21 protein-coding genes are annotated in these 21,071 nt (G+C 67.0%); 11 read left to right on the forward strand and 10 right to left on the reverse strand.

Going from position 1 to position 21,071, the window contains the following annotated elements; translation table 11 throughout:
* Window positions 1-23 precede the first annotated feature (23 nt).
* From AC1RRR_RS08495 to divK, 4 genes are all read right to left on the reverse strand, one after another.
* Window positions 24-1,163: a sugar-transfer associated ATP-grasp domain-containing protein gene (locus tag AC1RRR_RS08495; RefSeq protein WP_492812193.1), complete on the reverse strand. Its 1,140-nt coding sequence runs from the start codon at window positions 1,161-1,163 to the stop codon at window positions 24-26.
* A 58-nt stretch (window positions 1,164-1,221) separates the two neighbouring features.
* Window positions 1,222-2,874 (reverse strand): alkaline phosphatase PhoY, encoded by a 1,653-nt coding sequence (gene phoY / locus AC1RRR_RS08500; RefSeq protein WP_492813524.1) that lies wholly within the window; start codon window positions 2,872-2,874, stop codon window positions 1,222-1,224.
* A gap of 86 nt (window positions 2,875-2,960) precedes the next feature.
* A complete protein-coding gene (locus AC1RRR_RS08505) occupies window positions 2,961-4,325 on the reverse strand; it encodes a PleD family two-component system response regulator (RefSeq protein ID WP_492812195.1) in 1,365 nt (454 codons plus the stop codon).
* Window positions 4,322-4,702, reverse strand: a complete 381-nt coding sequence (gene divK / locus AC1RRR_RS08510; protein WP_454716973.1) for a cell-cycle response regulator DivK — start codon at window positions 4,700-4,702, stop codon at window positions 4,322-4,324. Before divK ends, AC1RRR_RS08505 begins: the two co-directional genes overlap by 4 nt.
* A gap of 121 nt (window positions 4,703-4,823) precedes the next feature.
* On the opposite strand from divK, the gene AC1RRR_RS08515 reads away from it, so the two are divergent.
* The 7 genes from AC1RRR_RS08515 (at window position 4,824) to AC1RRR_RS08545 (ending at window position 12,435) form a co-directional block, all read left to right on the forward strand.
* Window positions 4,824-5,471, forward strand: a complete 648-nt coding sequence (locus AC1RRR_RS08515; RefSeq protein ID WP_492812198.1) for a hypothetical protein — start codon at window positions 4,824-4,826, stop codon at window positions 5,469-5,471.
* Window positions 5,468-6,358 carry an ROK family protein gene (locus tag AC1RRR_RS08520; RefSeq protein ID WP_492812200.1) on the forward strand — a complete coding sequence of 297 codons (891 nt, stop codon included), beginning with the start codon at window positions 5,468-5,470 and terminating at the stop codon, window positions 6,356-6,358. The genes AC1RRR_RS08515 and AC1RRR_RS08520 overlap by 4 nt, the downstream gene beginning before the upstream one ends.
* Window positions 6,359-6,368: 10 nt before the next feature.
* Window positions 6,369-7,625, forward strand: a complete 1,257-nt coding sequence (locus AC1RRR_RS08525) for a DNA polymerase IV (protein ID WP_492812202.1) — start codon at window positions 6,369-6,371, stop codon at window positions 7,623-7,625.
* 229 nt (window positions 7,626-7,854) lie between these two features.
* Entirely contained in the window at window positions 7,855-8,184 is a 330-nt protein-coding gene (clpS, locus tag AC1RRR_RS08530) for an ATP-dependent Clp protease adapter ClpS (protein WP_013079900.1), read from the forward strand.
* A gap of 12 nt (window positions 8,185-8,196) precedes the next feature.
* Window positions 8,197-10,527: an ATP-dependent Clp protease ATP-binding subunit ClpA gene (gene clpA, locus AC1RRR_RS08535; RefSeq protein WP_492812204.1), complete on the forward strand. Its 2,331-nt coding sequence runs from the start codon at window positions 8,197-8,199 to the stop codon at window positions 10,525-10,527.
* Window positions 10,528-10,727: 200 nt separating this feature from the next.
* Window positions 10,728-10,931, forward strand: coding sequence for a hypothetical protein (locus tag AC1RRR_RS08540; RefSeq protein ID WP_492812206.1), 204 nt, complete (start codon window positions 10,728-10,730; stop codon window positions 10,929-10,931).
* Between the two features lie 76 nt (window positions 10,932-11,007).
* Complete coding sequence (locus tag AC1RRR_RS08545; RefSeq protein WP_492812208.1) at window positions 11,008-12,435, forward strand: alpha/beta fold hydrolase; 1,428 nt, start codon at window positions 11,008-11,010, stop codon at window positions 12,433-12,435.
* Here the strand turns inward: AC1RRR_RS08545 and AC1RRR_RS08550 are convergent.
* On the reverse strand, window positions 12,432-12,875 hold the full coding sequence (locus tag AC1RRR_RS08550) for a BLUF domain-containing protein (RefSeq protein WP_492812210.1): 444 nt from the start codon (window positions 12,873-12,875) through the stop codon (window positions 12,432-12,434). The two genes, AC1RRR_RS08545 and AC1RRR_RS08550, sit on opposite strands and share 4 nt — an antisense overlap.
* Window positions 12,876-12,983: 108 nt before the next feature.
* Window positions 12,984-13,418 (reverse strand): HIT family protein, encoded by a 435-nt coding sequence (locus tag AC1RRR_RS08555; protein WP_492812212.1) that lies wholly within the window; start codon window positions 13,416-13,418, stop codon window positions 12,984-12,986.
* 52 nt (window positions 13,419-13,470) lie between these two features.
* Here AC1RRR_RS08555 and AC1RRR_RS08560 point away from each other — a divergent pair, with 52 nt between their 5' ends.
* The 3 genes from AC1RRR_RS08560 (at window position 13,471) to AC1RRR_RS08570 (ending at window position 16,434) form a co-directional block, all read left to right on the forward strand.
* Window positions 13,471-14,049, forward strand: coding sequence for a DUF4287 domain-containing protein (locus AC1RRR_RS08560; protein WP_492812214.1), 579 nt, complete (start codon window positions 13,471-13,473; stop codon window positions 14,047-14,049).
* A 65-nt stretch (window positions 14,050-14,114) separates the two neighbouring features.
* Window positions 14,115-15,872, forward strand: a complete 1,758-nt coding sequence (locus AC1RRR_RS08565; protein ID WP_492812216.1) for an ATP-binding protein — start codon at window positions 14,115-14,117, stop codon at window positions 15,870-15,872.
* 73 nt (window positions 15,873-15,945) lie between these two features.
* Window positions 15,946-16,434 carry a pyridoxamine 5'-phosphate oxidase family protein gene (locus AC1RRR_RS08570; protein WP_492812218.1) on the forward strand — a complete coding sequence of 163 codons (489 nt, stop codon included), beginning with the start codon at window positions 15,946-15,948 and terminating at the stop codon, window positions 16,432-16,434.
* A 3-nt stretch (window positions 16,435-16,437) separates the two neighbouring features.
* On the opposite strand, the gene AC1RRR_RS08575 is transcribed toward AC1RRR_RS08570, so the two are convergent.
* From AC1RRR_RS08575 to AC1RRR_RS08590, 4 genes are all read right to left on the reverse strand, one after another.
* Window positions 16,438-17,655 (reverse strand): GNAT family N-acetyltransferase, encoded by a 1,218-nt coding sequence (locus AC1RRR_RS08575; RefSeq protein WP_492812220.1) that lies wholly within the window; start codon window positions 17,653-17,655, stop codon window positions 16,438-16,440.
* Complete coding sequence (locus AC1RRR_RS08580; RefSeq protein WP_492812222.1) at window positions 17,619-18,392, reverse strand: glycerophosphodiester phosphodiesterase; 774 nt, start codon at window positions 18,390-18,392, stop codon at window positions 17,619-17,621. Before AC1RRR_RS08580 ends, AC1RRR_RS08575 begins: the two co-directional genes overlap by 37 nt.
* On the reverse strand, window positions 18,392-18,853 hold the full coding sequence (locus tag AC1RRR_RS08585) for a RidA family protein (protein WP_492812224.1): 462 nt from the start codon (window positions 18,851-18,853) through the stop codon (window positions 18,392-18,394). The genes AC1RRR_RS08580 and AC1RRR_RS08585 overlap by 1 nt, the downstream gene beginning before the upstream one ends.
* Before the next feature lie 112 nt (window positions 18,854-18,965).
* Window positions 18,966-19,400: a phasin family protein gene (locus AC1RRR_RS08590; protein ID WP_454716986.1), complete on the reverse strand. Its 435-nt coding sequence runs from the start codon at window positions 19,398-19,400 to the stop codon at window positions 18,966-18,968.
* Between the two features lie 307 nt (window positions 19,401-19,707).
* Between AC1RRR_RS08590 and AC1RRR_RS08595 the strand changes: the two genes are divergently transcribed.
* The gene (locus AC1RRR_RS08595) at window positions 19,708-21,012 is read left to right on the forward strand and encodes a serine hydrolase (RefSeq protein ID WP_492812227.1); all 1,305 of its coding nucleotides are present in this window, start codon (window positions 19,708-19,710) and stop codon (window positions 21,010-21,012) included.
* Window positions 21,013-21,071 lie beyond the last annotated feature (59 nt).

The raw sequence follows: 21,071 nt of genomic DNA on the forward strand, positions 1-21,071 counted from the left end.
AAAAGCGCCCCGTGACGGGGGCGCTACGGTTTCATGGCAAGATGATAAGCCAGCAGCGCGCCGTAGCGGCCGCCACCCAGGCCCTGGCGGGCGGCGCGCTGGGGCATCAGAACGCCGGGCTTGCCGTTGCCCTCGATCAGCACCGGGCCGTCGGGGGTCAGGGCCACGTCCCAGCCGATCAGGGCGTAGTCGGAGAAGGCCTCGGCGTGGGCGCGGCGGACCAGGCCCTTGGCCGCGGCCCAGTCCGGCAGCTTGCGGCCGATGATCGTCGCGCCCGTGACCGGGTGCACGGCGTGGTCGCCGCCGCCATAGCCCTTGCAGGCCAGGCCCAGGGTGCCGATCGGCAGGTCGACGGCGCAGATCAGCCCGCCGGCCTTCATGTTGTCGACCCGCGCGCCGGCGACTGAGGCAAAGCGGAAGGTGGCGCTGACGGCCTCGGGCGCGCCGACCTCGTCGACCATGGTCACGATCCGCACGGTCGGCAGGGCGTCCAAAGCGAGGCCCAGCAGCGAGGGATGCGGCAGGACGCGATCCTGGACCACGAAAGCGCCTCGGCCACGCGGCAGGCGGGCGGTCAGGTCGGCGGCGTCCTTGACCTTCTCCAGCACCACGACGCCGTCGCCGCCCTCCCCGTCCGTTGGCTTGAGGACCAGGTCGCGGCCGGCAGGGTCGGCCTTTAGGTCCGGGCGGCCGTCGCGGACGATGGCCACGGTCCGGGGCGTCGGCAGGCTGGCCGTCTGGCAGCGGGCCTGGAAACGCGCCTTGTCGGCCAGGGCGCAGCGCGCGGTCCAGCCCAGCGGGTTGATGCGCTTGTTCAGCGCCGCGTCTTCGTAGCGCCGGATATAGTCGTCCAGCTGGCCCGCCTCGGTGATACGAAACAGCGCCAGGTCGTTGGGATCGGCGAAGCGGGCGCGGGCGATCTGGATGGCGCGCGTGCGCCAGGCCTCGTCCAGGCCGAACGCCTTCTGCACCTTGGCCGCGCGCCACGGGATCCAGGCCTTGAAGGCCAACCCGACCAGCGCGTCCAGCCCCGCCCGCAGCGGCCCGCGCCGGGTCTGGCGACGGGCGTAGTGCGCTGTCAGGCAGCGCGCCGACACCGGCGCGGTGACGCCGGGATAGATCCCGTACGCCTTCTTGAGAAAGTAGAAGCGGTCGTAGCCCATGCCATTCCCCCGGACGGGAAGGACTAGCGACCGCTTGTGACGATTCTAGAACGCCGTTCTAACAAGCTTGACCATAAACCAGCGGCCTGCACACGCCGTCGACATCGGCGGGCGGCTTAACGCCCGTGGCGGCGGCGATGGTCGGCGCGATGTCGACCGTATCCAGCGGCAGGACTCGCTCGTGCGGGGTCGCGCCCTTCCACCAGAACAGGATCGGCACGCGTCGGTCATAGTCCCAAGGGCTGCCGTGGGTGGAGACATAGGTCGCCCCCGCCGTCGCCGGCACGCGATAGGGCTTGAAGGCGATCAGGATGTCGCCCACCCGGCCCGGAAAGGCGCTGCGGCGCAGGCGCTCGGCGACCGAGATCTCTTCCGGATAGGCGTCGGCGGGCGCGGCTTCCATCGTCAGGATGACGTTGGAGTCGAAGGCTTCGGCCACGGCCGGGTCGCGCTTGATCAGGACCAGGGCGGCGGCGGTGACGCGGGCGCGATCGGTGATCGAGGGCGCCTTGCCGTCGGCCCCGACGACATAGACCTGGTCGATGCCGCCATCGGCCTTCAGCGGATCCCACGACAGGCCAAGGTCCGTGCGCAGCTGCTTGTTCAGCCCGGCGATCCACGGCTTGCCCAGGACGCGCTCGCTGTCATAGCCCTCGTCATGCAGGCGCTCGGCGAAGTCGGCGCCGCCGTGGTCGGCGGCCAGGACGACCAGGACCCCGCCCTTCACCTTGTCCAGGCCCTTGAGGAACGCGCCCAGGCGGTCATCCAGGCGAGCGATCTGGTCGCACATCTCCGGCCCGCGCGTGCCGTAGCGGTGGCCGATGAAGTCGGTGGCCGACAGGCTGACCGTCAGCACATCGACCTGCGGGCCATCGCCCAGGCCGTAGGTCTCGCGCAGGCCTTGAGCAAGCTCCAGGGTCGCCGCGTCGGTATAGGGGCTGGCATAGAGGTCGCGCTGCTTGCCGGCCTCGTCGGCCGCCGTCGGGATCGGCAGGCCAGCATGCCACTTGCGGTCGCCGGTCTGGTAGTCGGCCTCCAACGCCTTGCAACGCTTGGCCGAGTCCTTGGCGTAGTCCCAGGTGAACGGGTGCTTCTTGAGATCCGCCGCCAGCTTGGTGTTGAGGGCGGCGACGGGCTTGAGCCGCTCTTCCGCCGTCTGGCCCTCGCGGACATAGGTCGTGAAGCCAAAGCCCGGCTGGTACCAGAACTGGCCGTCAGCCCGGTGGCCCGACATGGTGATCGCGCCGCGATCCTTGCCCGAGACCCCGAACACCCGGCTCTTGGGTGAGACCTCTTTCAGCCAGTCGCCATAGGTGGTGGCGATCATGTTGGCGGGCGACACCGCCCTGCCCTTCGGGTCGTCCGCCAGGGTCACGCTGGGATCGGCCAGGCAGTAGACCGTCTTGCCCGTGGCGCGGTCGTACCAGTCATTGGCGCTGATGCCGGTCTTGTTGGGATGCTTGCCCGTCAGCAGGGTCGAGTGGCCCGGGCACGTCTCGGTGAAGGCGTGCGACTGGTAGCCATTCGGATAGACGATCCCGCTGCTCAACGTCGCCAGACCGCCAGTGAACTCCGGCCGGTGCTGGGCGTAGAGATTGGCGCTGAACTGGTCGACCGAGATGACCACGACCAGCTTGGGATCGGGTTTAGTCTCGGCCTGCGCGACAAAACCCATGGAAACGGCGGCGGCCATGACGCCGCAGGTAAGCATCTTCTTCATGCGAGCGATTTCGCCCGAACGCTTCATCCGTGCAAGGATGGAAGGGTTTCAGCGCGGAAATGTGAAGCTGGCGCCTGCTAAGCGGCCTTGCCGACCACCGCGTTCCGGCCCGAGGCCTTGGCCTGGTACACGCCTTCGTCAGCGCGCTTGAGCAGGGCTTCGGGCGTGTCGCCCTGGCCGATCGTGGCCGAAACGCCGACCGAGATGGTCACCGTCAGCAGCTCCTGACCGTGGGCCACCTTGAAGGGCGAGCCGGCGACGTTGTTGCGGATCCGCTCGGCGATACGCAGGGCGTCGGCCAGCTGGGTGTCGGGCATCACCACCACGAACTCCTCGCCCCCGAAGCGGCACGGCAGGTCGATGGCGCGGACGTTCGACGCCAGGCGCAGGGCGAACTCGCGCAGCACCTCGTCGCCGATGTCGTGGCCGAAGGTGTCGTTGATCTTCTTGAAGAAATCGATGTCGATCAGCAGGGCCGAGACCGGCTCGCCGCCCATGGTCGCGCGCTTGACCAGCGAGTCGAGCTGGCCGGTCATGTAGCGGCGATTGTGCAGGCCGGTGAGCTGGTCGGTGACGGCCAGCTCCAGCGAGTGATCCAGGTTGTTGCGCAGATAATCGGTGTAGCGCTTGCGCTGGATCTGCGTCTTGACGCGGGCCGACAGCTCTTGCGGGTCCACCGGACGCGACAGGATGTCGTTCACGCCGATCTCCAGCGCCTTGACCATGCGGCCGCGGTCGTCGGGATCGACCATGGCCAGGACCGGCAGCTGGCGAGTGCGCTCTTCGGACCGCAGCGAAGCGGTGAAGCGCAGGCCGTCGAAGCCCTTGGCCGAAGCATTGACGATGACCAGGTCGACCGGACCGCCGGCGCTGACCTTGGCCTTTTCGGGATCGCTCTCGATGACCGGGCGATGCTCGACGCCCAGCTCGGCGGCGATGCGCTGGGCTTGGCGTTCGTTGTCGTCGACCACCAGGATCCGGCCACCCAGGCCGTCCAGGCGGGCGGCGGCGCCGGCGATCACGCCGATGCGGCGGCCCGAGGCCTCGCGCTGGCGCAGTTCGTCGATGACCAGCTTGAAGCGGGTCAGGCTGCGCACGCGGGCGAACAGCATGACGTCGTCGATGGGCTTGGTCAGAAAGTCCGAAGCGCCCGATTCCAGGCCCTGGATGCGATCGGCGCGGCCGTCCAGGGCCGTGATCAGCACCACCGGGATGTGGCGGGTGGTCGGGTCTTCTTTCAGTTTGCGGCAGACGGTGAAACCGTCCATGCCGGGCATCATCACGTCCAGCAGGATGATGTCGGGCAGGTCCTTGGCGGCCATGGCCAGGGCCGTCGGCCCGTCCATGGCGGTCGAGACCTCATAGTACTCGGCCGTCAGCTTGGCCTCGAGCAGGCGGACATTGGCCTCGATGTCATCGACGACGAGGATCCGGGCGCTCATGCAGCGGGGACCTTGTCCAGCAGGCGCTTGATCACGTCCAGGAAGTGGACCACCGAGATCGGCTTGGAGATGTAGGCTTCGCAGCCGCCCTCGCGAATCCGCTCCTCGTCGCCCTTCATGGCGAACGCGGTGACGGCCACGACCGGGATATGCGCCAGGTCGTCGTCTTCCTTGAGCCACTTGGTGACTTCCAGCCCGGAAATCTCCGGCAGCTGAATGTCCATCAGAATCAAGTCGGGCTTGTTGTCGCGAGCAATGGACAGCGCCGACAGACCCTCGCGGGTCTGCAGGGTCTCGTAACCCTGGGCTTCGAGCAGATCATGAAAGAGCTTCATGTTCAGCTCGTTATCCTCCACGATGAGGACCTTCTTCGTCATCCTTACCCCGACCAAACGGTCACGTGACGACACATAGGGATTCGCGCCGTCTTCCAGAACCTGATGGCACGAATATCCTTAAGCCCGCGCTAATCGCGTTAAGACCCAACGATCCGAGATCATGGAACAGCAGTACTCCGACCTCCAGGCCTGCGCCATTTCCCCCGCCGCGCCGCTGGTCATCGTCGATGTCGACGAGGTGCTGGCCCAGTTCATGCGCGGCTTCGGCGCCTTTGTGGAACGCCATGGCTTCGAGCTGCGGGTCGACCGTTTCGCCCTGTTCCAGAACCTCTATCGGCCTGGAGAGACGGAACACCTCGATCTGATCGCGGGCAAGGCCCTGTTCGACGATTTCTTCCGCGACGGGGCCGACGACCTGATGCCGGCGATCGGTGCGGCCGACGCCCTGGCCGACCTGTCGACGCGCGCCGAGGTGGTCATCCTGACCAATGCGCCCGAGCACGGACGCCTGGCGCGGATCAAGTGGCTGAAAACCCACGGCTTCGACTATCCCCTGATCATCAACAGCGGCCCCAAGGGACCGCCCGCCGCCGAACTGTCCGATCGAACCACGGGCCCCGCCGTCTTCATCGATGACCTTTTGCCGCAGCTCGAATCGGTGGCTGAGAAGGCCCCGCGTGTCGGCCGGTTCCAGATGGTCAGCGACGAGCGCCTGCGCCCCTTCGCCCCCTCCGCCCCCGATCGTCACACGCGCATAGACGAGTGGCCCGCCCTGAAGGCGGCGATCGAGGAGCGTCTGTTCACATGATCCGCTTCGGCATCGATTTCGGCGGCACCAAGATCGAGGCCGCCGCCCTCGACGCGCAGGGCCAGTTCGTCGCCCGCGTCCGCAAGCCCAATCCGGGCAACTACAAGGACGCGCTGGAGGTCGTGGCCGAGCTTGTCAAGGACGCCGAGGCCATGGCCGGCGCGACCTGCGCGCGGCTGGGTATGGGCATCCCCGGCTCGATCTCGCCCCGCAGTGGCCTGATCCGCAACGCCAACAGCACCTATCTGAACGGCCAGCGCTTCGGCGAGGACCTGTCCCAGCGCCTGGCCCGTCAGGTGCGGCTGGCCAACGACGCCAACTGCCTGGCCCTGTCCGAAGCCGCCGACGGCGCGGGCGCCGGCGCGCATGTAGTGTTCGCCGTCATCATCGGCACCGGCTGCGGCGGCGGGGTCGTCGTCGATGGCAAGATTATCGACGGCCACAACGGCTTCGGCGGCGAATGGGGTCACATGCCCCTGCCCTGGCCCAAGCCCGAGGAATATCCCGGCCCCGAGTGCTGGTGTGGCCGCAAGGGGTGCATGGAGAAGTGGGTCTCCGGCCCAGCCTTCTCGCACGACGCGGGCTTCCCCACCGGCCAGGCGACCATGGACGCCATCCAGTCGGGCGACGCCTCGGCCGCCGCGGCCCTGGACCGCTATGTCGATCGCCTGAGCCGAGGCCTGGCCGCGATCTGCGACATCATCGATCCGGACGTCATCGTGCTCGGCGGCGGCATGTCCAACGTCGATGCCCTGTACGAGCGCCTGCCCGCCGCCATCGCTCCGCACGTTTTCTCGGACGTCTTCGAGACGCCAGTGAAGAAGGCCGCCCACGGCGACAGCTCGGGCGTGCGCGGCGCGGTCTGGCTGTGGCCGCCGGAGGCCTAGGGAGCCCTTCATGAAGTCCCTGTGCCGCGACTGCGGGTGGACGGGCGAGGCCAAGGTCTCGCGCTGTCCGTCCTGCGCCTCGCCGCGCGTGGTCTTCCACGAGGAACTGGGCACGCTGTCGATCGCCCACCTGGACTGCGACGCCTTCTACGCCTCGGTGGAAAAGCGGGACAATCCGGCCTTGCGCGACCTGCCGGTCATCGTCGGCGGCGGCAAGCGCGGGGTGGTGACCACCGCCTGCTACATCGCCCGCATGAGCGGCCCGCGCTCGGCCATGCCGATGTACAAGGCGCTGAAGCTGTGCCCGCAAGCCGTGGTTATCAAGCCCAACTTCGCCAAGTACAAGGAAGAGAGCCGGCGCATCCACGAGAAGCTGGACAAGCTGACGCCGCTGATCCAGCCGCTATCGCTGGACGAGGCCTGGATCGACCTGACCGGCACCGAGCGCCTGCATGGCGCGACGCCCGCCCAGATGCTGGCCCGCCTGCAGGCCGAGATCGAGCGCGACATCGGCCTGACCGTCTCGATCGGTCTGGCCCCCAACAAGTTCCTGGCCAAGATCGCGTCAGAGCTGGACAAGCCGCGCGGCTTCTCGGCCATCGGCGCCGCTGAAGCCCAGAGCTTCCTGGCGAACAAGCCCGTCAGCATCCTTCCGGGCGTGGGGCCGGCCACCGTCGCGTCCCTGGCCGAGATCGGCCTGAAGACCGTGGGCGACATCGCCGCCGCTGACCTGAAGCTGCTGGCCAATCGCCTGGGCGCGGGCGGCCTGCGCCTGCACCGCCTGGCCCACGGCCAGGACAGCCGAATGGTCGATCCCGACCAGTCGCGTAAGACGATTAGCGCCGAGACCACCTTCAACGACGACCTGCACAAGCGCGAGGACCTGGAGGACGAGCTGTGGCCCCTCTGCGAGAAGGTCGCCAAGCAGGCTCGCAAGGAAGGCGTGGCCGGCCGGGTGGCGACGCTGAAGCTGCGCACACCCGACTTCAAGATCCACACCCGCCGCCGCACCTTGGCCATACCGACCCAGACCGCCCGCACCCTGTTCCAGGTGGCCCGCGAGCTCTTGGCGGCCGAAAAGCCAGGCCAGCCCTACCGCCTGATCGGCGCGGGCCTGACCGAGTTCGTCGACGCCGAAACCGCCGGCGCCGACATGTTCGCGGACGAAGAGCGCCGCACGCTCAAGAACGAGACGGCCATCGACGCCCTGCGCGGAAAATTCGGCGCCGCAGCCGTGATTAGTGGGCGGGCACTAAAGGGGCGCTAGCCGAGTCGCGGACATCACCCCTTGCGCGGCGCATCGTCGCTAACCATTTGGGCCTTCCACCCACGGAACCGTTCGCGCGCGGTCTTCGCTCTCCCAAATGTGAAGCCGAATTCCTGGGCGTCCCTGTGCTAAAGCGGCGCAGGCGCGTCTCAGGCTCTTCCAATGCCGCCGCGTTTCCATATCTAATTCAGGCAGGCGGGTGATTTGCTCGCCAGGAGAGAACAAGTCGATGGCCGAGCGGAAGCAAGGCGGACAAAGCAACGGCGCTGGGTCGTCGGTCGTCACGGAAGTGAAGCCGAAGACGCAGAAGCCCTCGCTTTATCGAGTTCTGATTCTCAACGACGACTACACTCCCATGGAGTTCGTGGTCTACGTTCTCGAACGGTTCTTCAACAAGTCGCGTGAAGACGCTACCCGTATCATGCTGCACGTTCACCAGAACGGCGTCGGTGTCTGCGGTGTCTACACATACGAAGTCGCAGAAACCAAGGTCGCCCAAGTCATCGACTCGGCGCGACGCCATCAGCACCCGTTACAGTGCACCATGGAAAAGGACTGAGGAGCCTCCCCGTTGCCCTCTTTTTCGCGCCCCCTGGAAGAGTCCCTGCATCGCGCCGTCGCGTACGCCAACCAGCGTAAGCACGAGTACGCCACGCTCGAGCACCTTCTGCTTTCCCTGACCGACGACGAGGACGCCGCCGGAGTTATGCGCGCGTGCGACGTTGATCTCGCCGCGCTGAAGAAGAGCCTCTCGAACTATCTCGACGTCGAACTGGCCTCGCTGGTTGTCGACGACGACGAGGACGCCAAGCCGACCGCCGGCTTCCAGCGCGTGATCCAGCGCGCGGTGATTCACGTCCAGTCGTCGGGCCGCGAAGAGGTCACCGGCGCCAATGTTCTGGTCGCCATCTTCTCCGAACGCGAAAGCCACGCCGCCTACTTCCTGCAAGAGCAGGACATGACGCGGTACGACGCGGTCAACTTCATCGCCCACGGCATCGCCAAGAAGGCCGGCGCCTCCGAGACCAAGAACGTCAAGGGCGCCAGCGCCGGTTCGAACTCGGCCGAGGACGACGGCGAGAAGCCCAACACCAAGACGGGCGGCGAGGCTCTGGAAGCCTATTGCGTCGACCTCAACGAAAAGGCCCGCCAGGGCAAGGTCGACCCGCTGATCGGCCGCGCGAACGAAGTGGAACGCGCGATCCAGATCCTGTGCCGTCGCACCAAGAACAACCCGCTGCTCGTGGGTGATCCCGGCGTCGGCAAGACCGCCATCGCCGAGGGCCTGGCCCGCAAGATCGTCACGCACCAGGTCCCCGAGGTCCTGGAAGGCGCCACCATCTACTCGCTCGACATGGGCGCGCTGTTGGCCGGCACCCGCTATCGCGGCGACTTCGAGGAACGCGTGAAGCAGGTCGTGAAGGAACTCGAGAACCACCCGAACGCGGTGCTGTTCATCGACGAGATCCACACCGTGATCGGCGCTGGCGCGACCAGCGGCGGGGCTATGGACGCCTCGAACCTGCTGAAGCCGGCCCTGGCCTCGGGCAGCCTGCGCTGCATGGGTTCGACCACCTACAAGGAGTTCCGCCAGCACTTCGAGAAGGATCGGGCCCTGGTCCGTCGCTTCCAGAAGATCGACGTGAACGAACCGACGGTGGAAGACACCATCAAGATCCTCAAGGGTCTGAAGACCTACTACGAGGACTTCCACAAGCTGAAGTACACCGCCGAGGCCCTGAAGGTCGCGGTGGAGCTGTCGGCCAAGTACATCACCGACCGCAAGCTGCCGGACAAGGCGATCGACGTGATCGACGAAGCCGGCGCTGGCCAGATGCTGCTGCCGGAAAGCCGTCGCAAGAAAGTCCTGGGCGTCAAGGAAATCGAAGCCGTCGTGGCCAAGATCGCCCGCATCCCGCCCAAGTCGGTCTCCAAGTCCGACACCGAGGCCCTGAAGGAACTGGAAGCGGACCTGAAGCGCGCCGTGTTCGGTCAGGACGAGGCTCTGCTGCAACTGTCCTCGGCCATGAAGCTGGCCCGGGCCGGCCTGCGCGACGCGGACAAGCCGATCGGCTCGTTCCTGTTCAGCGGTCCGACCGGCGTCGGCAAGACCGAAGCCGCCAAGCAGCTGGCCCAGACGCTCGGCATCGAAATGATCCGCTTCGACATGTCGGAGTACATGGAGCGCCATACCGTGAGCCGCCTGATCGGCGCCCCTCCCGGCTATGTCGGCTATGACCAAGGCGGCCAGCTGACCGACGCCGTCGATCAGCACCCGCACGCGGTCGTGCTGCTCGACGAGATCGAGAAGGCCCACCAGGACGTCTACAATATCCTGCTGCAGGTCATGGATCACGGCGTGCTGACCGACAGCAACGGCAAGAAGGTCGACTTCAGGAACGTCATCCTGATCATGACCACCAATGCCGGCGCGTCGGACGCCCAGCGCCAGTCGATCGGTTTCGGCCGCGACAAGGTGGTCGGCGAGGAAGAGGCCGCCCTCAAGCGCCTGTTCACGCCGGAATTCCGCAACCGCCTCGACGCGGTGGTGGCCTTCAAGCCGCTGACGGCCGACATCATCCGCCAGGTCGTGCAGAAGTTCGTCATGCAGATGGAGGCCCAGCTGGCCGACCGGAACGTGACGATCTCGCTGACCGACGACGCGGCCGACTGGCTGGCCAAGAACGGCTTCGACGAACTCTACGGCGCCCGCCCGCTGGGTCGCGTCATCCAGGAGCACATCAAGAAGCCCCTGGCCGACGACATCCTGTTCGGACGCCTGGTGCGCGGCGGCCACGTCACCGTGGTGCTGGAGAACGGCAAGATCGCCTTCGAGATCGAAGGCACGCCGGATCCGAAGGCCAGCAAGACCGACGAAGCCGAACCGGCTTTGGCCGAGTAAGGCTTGCTTTCAGACTTGAGCGAAGGGCCCGGAGCGATCCGGGCCCTTTTCGTTTGGGTCGCGGGAAAATTGTGGACGAAACGAGAACAAACGATTAGCGTGTGTTCTATGGCAACGATCGCTTTCGACACGCTCAACGCTTCCAAACGGCTCCGCGAAGCCGGCATGGACGAACGCGCGGCGAGGCCGTCATCGAAATTATGCAGCAGACCACCATGCTTCCGGACATCAGTGATCTGGCCACCAAGACCGAGCTGCTGGCGACAAAAGCCGAGCTCAAGACGGACATCGCGCTTCTCCGTGCGGATCTCAGCGAAAAGATCCGCATGCAAGGCTGGGCGATCCTCGGCGGCATGGCGGTGCTGCTGGCGTTCTATACGGCGCTGGCCAAGCTGATCGCTTAGGCGCACCTAACGCCACCGTAACTTGATCCCGCTCCCCCGCCCCACGACAGTCGGGACGACTGAGGGGAGAGTTCGCATGAAGACGGTGCTCGCGGCCGCGTTTGGGGCCGCCTTGATCCTGCCCATCGCAGCCCATGCCGAGACGCCCGCCGGCCGCTTCGAGCCCGGCCCCTGCCCTTTCGAGACCGCGCCCGGCGAGAAGATCGACTGCGGCGTGCTGATCGTTCCCGAGAACCGCGCCAAGCCCGGCAGCCGATCGATCCGCCTGCCCGTCGTCATCCAGCGCGCTCGCACGGCGACACCGACCAAGGACGCCCTGATCTTCATGCCCGGCGGTCCGGGCGTGACGGCCATGGCCAATGCCCGTTCGAGCAAGGGCAATCCGTTCCTGGAGACCCGCGACCAGATCCTGGTCGAGCCGCGCGGCGGCCATGCCGCCCAGCCGGCGCTGGAATGTCCGGAGGTCGCCGCGGCTCGCGAAGCCCCCGCCTCCAACCCTCCCGCCGTGACCCGAGCGGCGACCGCCTGCCGAGCGCGCCTGGTCGCCGCCGGGGTCGATCTGGACGGCTACACCAGCGCCGAGACCGCTGATGACATCGAGGTCGCCCGTGCGGCCTTGGGCTACGACAAGCTGAACCTCTACGGCCTGTCCTACGGTGGCCGCCTGGCCCTGACCGTCCTGCGCCGTCATCCTGATAGCGTGCGCGCCGTGGTGCTCGACTCGCCGCTACCGCCGCATGTGAACTACGACGAGACCGCCACGGCTGGCCTACGCCGAGCGTTGAACCTGGTGCTGGATGGCTGCGCCGTCGACCCGGCCTGCTCGCGCGCCTATCCGAAGCTGTCGACCGATTTCGCCGCCCTAATCGTTGGCGCCGACCGCAAGCCGCTGATGATCGAGGGCCACCCCGCCCGCGGCGCCGAGATCGCCAACGCCCTGGCCGAAACCCTGGGCGATCAGAAAACAGCGCCCCTCCTGCCCCGCATTATCGCCGAGGCCGCCGCCGGCCGCACCGCCGAGCTCGCGCCCTTGATCACCCGCGCCAGGGGCTCGTCCAACTTCGCCTGGGGCCTGCGCCTGTCGGTCTGGTGCGCCGAGGAGATGCCGTTCGAGGATCCCGCCCGCGTCGCCGACCAGGTCTCGCCCCGCCATGGACTGGGCGGCGTCGACGTCCGCACGGTCGCGCCCGAAACTTGCCAGGCCTGGAAGGTCGCCCCCGCCCCGGCGGTCGAGAACACGCCGGTTAAGAGCGACGTTCCGGTGCTGATCTTCGCGGGCGCGCTGGACGCCAACACCCCGCCGGCCTGGGCCCAGAGCCTGCTGGCCGACCTGCCCAACGCCCAGTTCGTACTGATGCCCGGCCGCGCCCACGGCGCATCTTTCAACGCCTGCGCCGGCCGCATGACCGTAGCCTTCGTCAACGACCCGGCCAAGCCGCTCGACACGCGCTGTGTCACCCAGCTGCGCGGCCCCGACTGGAGCCTGTCGGCGGCGAAACCCTAGGTTCGCAGGTGCCGCTCGCCGGCGCGGATCAGCAGGCGCTCGGCGCGTTCGGCATCCAGGCCGGCAGGATTGAAGACTTCCAGACCGACCTCGGCCAGCAGCGTCTGGTCCGCGACGCCCAGGCGATGCTGACCCATGTTCCAGTCGCGGAACCTGCGACGCTCGGCCGGACCGTCAGCAAGGGCCTTCAGATCGGCGTGGCGTCTGTCCAGGGCGATCCGCGCGTAGGTCTCCTCGACGGCGGTCGCGGGGCCTTCCAACCACTGCAGGAAACAGCCCTCGCCCGCCAGCAGGAAGCCGGTGACGTCCACCAGGCGGTTGTTCTGGATCGAGGCGTTGACGATCGTCCGCACCGCCTCGCCGAAGTCCCCGTCGCCCGCGAAACGGCTGGCATAGATCAGGCGGCGCAAGCCTTTGCGGCCTTCCTCGAATTCAAGCATGGCTTTCCCGGGCCTGGCGTCGTCGCCGGTACCGCTAACGCGTCAAACGTTAAAGAGCGCCGAGCGCGGACGAAGACCGTTCCCGATGCGGGTTCGGTTTCCGTGCGGCTACAGCGCCGCCGAGATCTTCGCCGCCAGGACCTTCAGCTCTTCGACATCGGCCATGCCGCCTTCGCCATGACGCCCCAGGGCCGCGCCCTCGTAACGCGGGATGACGTGGAAATGCAGGTGGAAGATCGTCTGGCCGGCCGGAGCGCCGTTGAACTGGGTGACGACCACGCCATCGGGCTTCAGGGCCGCGACGACCGCGCGGGTCAGCTTCTGGGTCGCGGCCGTCAGGTCGGCCAGAACCTCGGGCTCGACCTCCAGCAGGTTGCGGGCCTGGCTGACCTTGGAGATCACCAGGGCGTGGCCGGGCGACTGCGGGAAGACGTCCATGAAGGCCAGGACCTTGTCGTCCTCGAACACCTTCACGCTGGGGATCTCGCCGCGGATGATCTTGGCGAAGATGTTGTCGGCGTCGTAGCGTCCGTCGAGGCTCATGGGCGTCTCCTTCTGGAGGACGGTCGTAGCAAACGGGGGGATGCGCGCAACCATGGATAACAAGCCCCAAGGCCTCACCGAACAGCAGCAGAAGTGGTTCGCCTCGGTCCGCGCCAATCTGGAGCGCGAGACCGGCAAGACGCTGGAGCAATGGGTCGAGATCGTCCGCCGCGAATGCCCCGAGACTAAACCTCGCGCCCGCACCGACTGGCTGAAGGCGACCTACGGCATCGGCGTGAACCGCGCCGCCACGATCTTCTCTGTCGCCTATCCCGAGACCGGCTGGGAGGACGCTGACGCCCTGCGCGCCGCGCTGTGGACCGACCCGGCCGGGGCCGCAATCCTGGAAGCGGTTGAGGCGGCGGTCGCCGACTTCGAGGGCCTGGTGACCGGCCAGCGCAAGGGCTTCACCGCCTGGTCCCGCAAATCCCAGTTCGCGGCCCTGAAGCCGCTCAAGGGCGGCCAGGCGGTGCTGGGTCTGGCGCTCACGCCCGACGCCTCCCCGCGCCTGCTGGAGCCCAAGAACGAAGGCTGGTCCGAACGCCTGAAGGCCAAGCTGACCCTGGCCTCGCCCGCCGAGGTCGACGACGCGGTCAAGGCGCTGCTGAAGGCGGCCTGGGAGCGGTCGTAGACTGTGGCGCCATGCCGCACGGTTAGCCAACGCGCTGTAAAGCTAGCGCGCCCATAGCTGCCGTCATGACGGCGCGCGCCTACACACCCTATTCGCAGCAGGCGTTCGAGAAGTACTACGCTCGAACCTATTCCGGTCACGTGCTGATGCGGATCGGCAGCATCGCCATGGTGGCGATGATCCTGCTGTATCTGAAGGCGATCTCGCCTTGGGTCGCGCTGGGCTGGTTCGTCGCTTACGTGTCGTCCGAAGGGGCGACCATGACCTGGTGGCGGCGTGTCGTGCCGCGCCTGGCCGGCGCGACGCAAGAGCAGTTCCGGGTCTTCCAGAACCAACTGATCGCCATCACGATCCTGATGACGTCGACCTCCTCCGGACCGCTTCTGCTCACCCATCCGACGACGAACACGGCCGTCGTAACCCTGGTGGTCGTCTCCGCCGGGATTCTGATGACCTGCGCCGCCCAGCACACCCTGACACGCAATATGATCCTGTGGACCGCGCCGGTCCCGGCTCTGGTTCTGCTCTACAGCGTGACCCGCCTGCAGTCGGGGGCGGAGGCCTGGGTCCTGGCGGCGCTGGGCGTGTGCTTCGTGGTCAATGCCCGCGACCTGCAGATCGCCAACGCCGTGTCCTATGAGGAGGTCATCCAGGACCAGCTCAACGCCGAGGAAGCCAACCAGGCCAAAAGCACCTTCCTGGCCACGGTCTCCCACGAGATCCGCACGCCGCTCAACGGCATCCTGGGCATGGCCCAGGCCATGTCGCGCGAGCCGATGACCGGCCATCAGCATGAGCGCCTGCGGGTGCTGCAGCAGTCCGGCGCGACCTTGCTGACCCTGCTCAACGACATGCTGGACATGGCCAAGATCGAAGCCGGCAAGATCCAGCTAGAACCCCTGGACTTCGCCCCCGAGACGCTGGGTCGCGATGCGTGCGACGCTTTCGGCGCCATCGCGATGGAGAAGGGCCTGACCCTGTCCTTCGAGACACGGGGGCCGCACGGCCTCTATCGGGGCGACCCGACGCGGGTGCGACAGATCCTCTACAACCTGATCGGCAACGCCGTGAAGTTCACGGATCACGGGCGCGTGGACGTGCGACTGGAATGCGAGGCGGCGGGGTTCACATTCGCCGTCGCGGACACCGGGGTCGGTTTCTCCGATACGGCCCGAGGCGCACTCTTCGAGAAGTTCAGCCAGGGGGACGCCACCACGACCCGGCGCTTCGGCGGCTCGGGCCTGGGCCTGCCGATCTCGCGCGACCTCGCCCGGCTGATGGGCGGCGACATCGCGGTCGCCAGCCGCCTGGGCGAGGGTTCCACCTTCCGTGTCGCCCTGCCTCTGCCCCGGGCCGCCCTGCCGGCCGCCACTCCCTTGACCACGCCGGCGGCCGAACGCCTAACCGCCGCGCCCGGCGAACGCCTTGTCATTCTGGTCGCCGAGGACAATCCGATCAATCAGCTGGTGTTGCGCAGCCTGCTCGCCGGCGCCGGGGTCGACCTGGAGGTGGTCGAGGACGGCCGCCTGGCGCTGGAGGCCTGGCGGCGGCGGGCCTTCGACCTGATCCTCATGGACATCAACATGCCGGTCATGGACGGGCTGAGCGCCACACGCGCGATCAGGACCGAGGAACATGCCGGCGCCCGCGTCCGCATCCCGATCATCGCCCTGACCGCCAACGCCATGGACCACCAGAAGCAGGACTATCTTGCCGCGGGCATGGACGCCCATGTCAGCAAACCGATCGACCTGACCACGCTGTTTGCCGCCATCGCCGATGTCCTGGCGACCGCGCCGGTCAAGCACGCCGTCGCCAGCTGAGACGTCAATAGCTTCACCCTAGGAACGGCCCTCTCTGGCCTTCGTTGGTCTCCGCGAAACAAGGAGATCCACAATGTCCAAGGAAGCCGATTTGGCCGCCAAGTTCTGGAAGGCCCTGAAGTCCGACCGCACCGTGATGCTGGGCCTACCCGATGTCGACGGCGGCCGCGCCCAGCCGATGACCGCCCTGATCGAGGGTGATCACTCCGGTCCGATTTGGATCTTCACCTCGTCGGAGACCGACCTCGTCCACTCGCTGAACAGCCAAGGTCGCGATGCCTTCATCCACTTCCAGGACAAGGGCCACCACCTGTTCGCTGCGGTCGACGGCCGCCTGCGGATCGACACCGACTACGAGACGATCGACCGCCTCTGGAACCCCTTCATCGCCGCCTGGTTCGAGGGCAAGGACGATCCCAAGCTGCGCCTGCTGCGCTTCGAGCCGGCCGACGCCCAGATCTGGCTGAACGAGAACAACCTGTTCGCCGGCGTGAAGATGCTGCTCGGGGCAGATCCGAAGAAGGAATACAAGGACAAGGTCGGCGAGGTTCGTCTGAACTAGCCCCTACTCGCGCTCGTCGCGGCGCGGATCCGGCGCATGGCGGAAGGGTGAGTACTCTTCCGTCAGCATCTCGATGTCGCTTTCGACCGCCGCGCGTTCCTGCGCCAGATAGCGGGCGACCGGTTCACGCAGCGCCGGGTCGGCGATCCAGTGCGCCGAGTAGACGGCGCTGGGCAGGTAGCCGCGGGCGATCTTGTGCTGCCCCTGCGCGCCGGCCTCGACACGCGGCAGGCCCAGCCGGATCGCGTGTTCGATGGCCTGGTAGTAGCAGAGCTCGAAGTGCAGGAACGGCACGTCCTCGGTGCAGCCCCAGTGGCGGCCGTACAGGCAGTCGCGGCCGATAAGGTTCAGCGCCCCCGCGATCCAGTCGCCGCCCGGCCGGCGGGCCAGGATCAGCAGCACCTTGTCGGCCATCCGCTCATGTAGCAGCGAGAAGAAGCGGCGGTTTAGATACGGCCGGCCCCACTTGCGGCTGCCGGTGTCCATGTAGAAGCCGAAGAACGCGTCCCAATGTTCCTCGGTGAGCTCATCGCCGGTCAGGGCCACGATCTCGAGCCCGTCCTGGGCGTCTCGGCGCTCGCGGCGGATGGTCTTGCGGCGGTTGGCCGACAGGGCCGCCAAGAAGTCGTCGAAGGTCGTGTAGCCCTGGTTCTCCCAGTGGAACTGCTGGTCCTGGCGCAGCAGCATGCCCCGCTCGCCCATCCAAGCCCACTCCTCCTCGACGGGGAAGGTCACGTGCAAGGACGAAGCGCCCATGCGGTCGCACAGGGTCAGGGCCCCGCCCAGCAAGGCGTTGCGGCCATCGTCTGGATCGACGTCCGGCCGCACGATCAGCCGCGAGCCGGTCACCGGCGAGAACGGCGAAGAGCATTGGAGCTTGGGGTAGTACCGCCCCCCGGCCCGCTCATAGGCGTCGGCCCAGGCGTGGTCGAAGACGTATTCACCCTGGCTGTGGGACTTCAGATAAAGCGGCATGACGCCGGCGACGGCGTCATTATCGTCCAGCACCGACAGGTGCTGCTGCGCCCAACCGGTGCGGGGCCCGACGCAGCCGCTGTCTTCCAGGATCGACAGGAAGTCGTAGCTGACGAAGGGGTCGCCGGTATGGGCGGCGCAGGCGTCCCAGGCGTCCTTGCCGATCTCGGCGATGTCGCGATGGACGCGAACCGCCGACTGGACCGAACTCACGCCGTGAAGCCCTCGAAGATCAGATTGTCGCAATGATCCTTCACGCCTTCCCACTGGTCGGGCGAGCGGACCGTCCAGGCGACGATCGGCATGCCCTTGGCGCGATATAGGTCAGCGCGCGGGCTGGGCAACATGTCCAGGCCCAGGGCCAGGAAATCAGGCCGCGCGATCTCGACCTGCTCCAGGGCCGCCAGCGACTTGCGCATTTCGGGGGCGAGCTTGCGGGCGCCCTCGTCGTTCCAGCTGTAGCTGTCCAGGCCGCGCAGGATCTGCGGGTGATGGTCGGCGAACCAGGCGTGCGAGTACGGGTTGAAGCCGATCACGGCGGTCGGACCATTGTGGTCGACCAGGATGTCGGTGACCCGCTTCTCCAGCGGACCGACATCGCCGAAGGGCGTCTTCAGCTCGATGAAGACCATGGCCCGGTGGCCGATCATCGTCAGCGTATCGGCCAGGGTCGGAATGGTCTCGTCCGTGCCTTTCAGGGCCATGGCCCCCAGCTCGGCGGCGGTGTGATCGCGCAGGCGGCCTTCCTGGCCGGTCATGCGTTCCAGGCGCTCGTCATGGAAGACCACCGCCTCGCCGTCGGCGGTCAGCTGGACGTCCAGCTCGATGCCATAGCCGCCCGCGCAGGCGGCCTGGAAGGCGGCCAGGCTGTTCTCCGGCGCCCCCTCGGGGGTCCAGAGGCCGCGATGGGCCACCGGCGGGTCGAACAGGCGCTCCCACGCCTCGCCGAAGACATCGGTCGAGGGGCGTTCGCGCGAGCGCATCAGGCGATCTCCACCACCGCATCGACCTCGACCGCGAAGCCGAGGGGCAGCTTGTAGACACCCACCGCCGAGCGGGCGTGGCGGCCGGCGTCGCCCAGGGCCTCGACCATCAGGTCCGAGCAGCCGTTGATGACCTTGGGGATGTCGATGAAGTCCGGGCCGGCCTGGACAAAGCCGCCCAGCTTCACGACGCGGACCACGCGATCCAGGTCGCCGTCGCAGGCGGCCTTCATCTGGGCCAGCAGGTTGATCCCGCACAGGCGCGCGGCCTTCTGGGCGGTCTCCAGGTCGACGTCGACGCCGACCGTGCCCTTGACGCCGCCATCGGCCGCGATCGAGATCTGGCCGGAGATGGTCACCAGATTGCCGGAGCGCACGAAGGGCACGTAGTTAGCCACCGGCGCCACCGGCTGGGGCAGCTCGATCCCGATCGCCTTCAGACGTTCCTCGACCTTCGACATGCACGCGCTCCCTTGAACTGGTGCGGCATGCTTAACGCGGTGCGATCAGGCGCAAAAGAAAAAAGCCCGGACCTTTCGGTCCGAGCCCTTCAATCCGGAATTCCGAGTGCTCTTAGCGAGCGGCTTGGAACTTCTCGACGGCGGCGCTGGCGCGTTCGTTCAGCGGCTTCACCGAGTCCTTGATCGAGGCCGAGACGATCTCCGAGGCCTTGCTGACCTGGGCGATGTAGGCCTCCAGAGCCGACTTGGCCCAAGCGGTCTGCAGTTCGACGGCTTCTTGGACGCTCTTGGCGCCGGCCAGCGACTTGGCGGCGGCGACCTGGTCTTCGACGGCCTTCTTCGAGTAGGCGAAGGTCTGGGCGCCCAGGGCTTCAGCGCCCTTGGTGGCGGCGGTCACCGAAGCGACGACGGCTTCCAGGTTCTTCTTCGAGTGGGTGTTGGCTTCAGCCAGAGCGGCCAGCGACTTCTCGACGCCGTCCTTGAACGCTTGGTTCGAAGCGGCGGTGTATTGCTCGACGGTGTTCTTGACGGTTTCGGCGGCGGCCATGGGAGTCTCCTGGGAGGAAGAAGGCGGGCGGGGCGGAACAAGCGAGCTGCAACTCGCCCATCTGCGCTTGGAACACCGCGGTTCTCTCATGTTGCAGTGCAGCAGTCAACAAATTTGTGCAGCGCACCATGACGCAACGTCAGCCGCCAAAGCTACAGCATTGGCGCCACGCGATTGATTTATTCGCGCCTGCGGCAAGATCGCTCACCAGTTGTTTACTTTAGCGAAAGGCCGCTTCCATCATGCTACTGGTCACGCGTGTAGCGGTGCGGAACCGCTTCCCAGTTCAAATGACGGACGCTGCTCGATGTTCGCCAAGCTTACCTCCGCCCGTTCCCTGCTAGCCGCCGCCGGCCTGGCCCTGTCGTGCCTGTTCGGTATGGCCGCACCCAGCGTTGCTCAAGCGGCCATACCGTATTTGCAGCTGAACGCTCAGGAACCGAAATACGCGGCGATCGTGATCGACGCCAATTCGGGTGAAGTCCTTTACGACAAAAGGGCCGACAGCCCTCGCTATCCGGCGTCCGTGACCAAGGTCATGACCCTGTACCTGACCTTCGAGGCGCTGAGCGAAGGCCGCCTGAAGCTGACGGACCGGGTCGTCATGTCGCCCCGCGCGGCGGCCCAGGCCCCGACCAAGATCGGCATCTCGCCGGGCGACAGCCTGTCGGTTGACGAGGCCATCAAGGCCATGACCGTGAAGTCGGCCAACGACGTCGCCGTGGCCATGGCCGAGCGACTCGCCGGCAGTGAGTCGCGCTTTTCCGCCCTGATGACCCTGCGCGGCCAGGAGCTGGGCATGCGCAATACCCGTTTTGTGAACGCCTCGGGCCTGCCGGACAGCCGCCAGATCTCGACCGCGCGTGACCTGGCCATCCTGTCGCGCGCCACCATGCGCGACTTCCCGCAGTACTACAGCTACTTCGCCGTGAAGGGCTTCTACTTCCGGGGCAACTACGTCAAAGGCCACAACCGCCTGCTGGACAGCATGGAAGGGTTCGACGGCCTCAAGACCGGCTACACCAACGCTTCGGGCTTCAACCTCGCCGGCTCGGCCGTGCGCGACGGTCGCCGCCTGATCGCCGTGGTCCTGGGCGGCCCCTCGACCGCCTGGCGCGACAACAATATGGAAGACCTGCTGCTGACCGGCTTCGACGTGATGAAGCGCCGTTCGCGCGGCGAGCGCACCAGCATTGCCGCCAATATCTACGAAGAAGAGCCCTCGGGCCCGATCGAGCGCCCCTCGACCGAACAGGGCGACGGCGACCAGGCCGGCCTGCGGATCGTGCTGACCGAGAACCCGCACCCGACCCCGGTGAAGGTCTCCCCCACCCTGCGCGACGCCAAGAAGGAAGCTCCCAAGGCGACCAAGAAGCCCAAGGGCGAATGGGGCGTGCAGGTCGGCGCCTTCAAGTCCAAGTCGCTGGCCAACGACCAGCTGAAGCTGGTGCGCGGTCGCTTCGCCAAGATGGTCGCCGAGGCCGAGGGCGCCGTCGAAGGCGCCGGCGGCACCTTCCGCGCCCAGTTCCAGGGCATGACCTCGGACGCCGCCCGCAGCGCCTGCTCGGCCCTGAAGGCCAAGCGCGTGCCCTGCATGGTGCTGCAGCCGTAAGGCTCTCGGACAGTCCAGAAACAACAAACCCCGGAAGGCCTGGCCTTCCGGGGTTTTGC

The sequence above is a fragment of the Caulobacter sp. GW821-FHT12D05 genome (assembly GCF_058807295.1).

What these genes read in the sequence shown, in the direction of transcription:
- AC1RRR_RS08515 (WP_492812198.1), top strand. Translation starts at nt 4,824, where the DNA reads ATGGAACAGCAGTACTCCGACCTCCAGGCCTGCGCCATTTCCCCCGCC.
- AC1RRR_RS08545 (WP_492812208.1), top strand. Translation starts at nt 11,008, where the DNA reads ATGAAGACGGTGCTCGCGGCCGCGTTTGGGGCCGCCTTGATCCTGCCC.
- clpS (WP_013079900.1), top strand. Translation starts at nt 7,855, where the DNA reads ATGGCCGAGCGGAAGCAAGGCGGACAAAGCAACGGCGCTGGGTCGTCG.
- AC1RRR_RS08565 (WP_492812216.1), top strand. Translation starts at nt 14,115, where the DNA reads ATGACGGCGCGCGCCTACACACCCTATTCGCAGCAGGCGTTCGAGAAG.
- AC1RRR_RS08520 (WP_492812200.1), top strand. Translation starts at nt 5,468, where the DNA reads ATGATCCGCTTCGGCATCGATTTCGGCGGCACCAAGATCGAGGCCGCC.
- AC1RRR_RS08495 (WP_492812193.1), bottom strand. Translation starts at nt 1,163, where the DNA reads ATGGGCTACGACCGCTTCTACTTTCTCAAGAAGGCGTACGGGATCTAT.
- AC1RRR_RS08505 (WP_492812195.1), bottom strand. Translation starts at nt 4,325, where the DNA reads ATGAGCGCCCGGATCCTCGTCGTCGATGACATCGAGGCCAATGTCCGC.
- AC1RRR_RS08525 (WP_492812202.1), top strand. Translation starts at nt 6,369, where the DNA reads ATGAAGTCCCTGTGCCGCGACTGCGGGTGGACGGGCGAGGCCAAGGTC.
- AC1RRR_RS08590 (WP_454716986.1), bottom strand. Translation starts at nt 19,400, where the DNA reads ATGGCCGCCGCCGAAACCGTCAAGAACACCGTCGAGCAATACACCGCC.
- AC1RRR_RS08595 (WP_492812227.1), top strand. Translation starts at nt 19,708, where the DNA reads ATGTTCGCCAAGCTTACCTCCGCCCGTTCCCTGCTAGCCGCCGCCGGC.
- AC1RRR_RS08580 (WP_492812222.1), bottom strand. Translation starts at nt 18,392, where the DNA reads ATGCGCTCGCGCGAACGCCCCTCGACCGATGTCTTCGGCGAGGCGTGG.
- AC1RRR_RS08540 (WP_492812206.1), top strand. Translation starts at nt 10,728, where the DNA reads ATGCAGCAGACCACCATGCTTCCGGACATCAGTGATCTGGCCACCAAG.
- AC1RRR_RS08550 (WP_492812210.1), bottom strand. Translation starts at nt 12,875, where the DNA reads ATGCTTGAATTCGAGGAAGGCCGCAAAGGCTTGCGCCGCCTGATCTAT.
- AC1RRR_RS08570 (WP_492812218.1), top strand. Translation starts at nt 15,946, where the DNA reads ATGTCCAAGGAAGCCGATTTGGCCGCCAAGTTCTGGAAGGCCCTGAAG.
- AC1RRR_RS08555 (WP_492812212.1), bottom strand. Translation starts at nt 13,418, where the DNA reads ATGAGCCTCGACGGACGCTACGACGCCGACAACATCTTCGCCAAGATC.
- divK (WP_454716973.1), bottom strand. Translation starts at nt 4,702, where the DNA reads ATGACGAAGAAGGTCCTCATCGTGGAGGATAACGAGCTGAACATGAAG.
- phoY (WP_492813524.1), bottom strand. Translation starts at nt 2,874, where the DNA reads ATGCTTACCTGCGGCGTCATGGCCGCCGCCGTTTCCATGGGTTTTGTC.
- AC1RRR_RS08560 (WP_492812214.1), top strand. Translation starts at nt 13,471, where the DNA reads ATGGATAACAAGCCCCAAGGCCTCACCGAACAGCAGCAGAAGTGGTTC.
- AC1RRR_RS08585 (WP_492812224.1), bottom strand. Translation starts at nt 18,853, where the DNA reads ATGTCGAAGGTCGAGGAACGTCTGAAGGCGATCGGGATCGAGCTGCCC.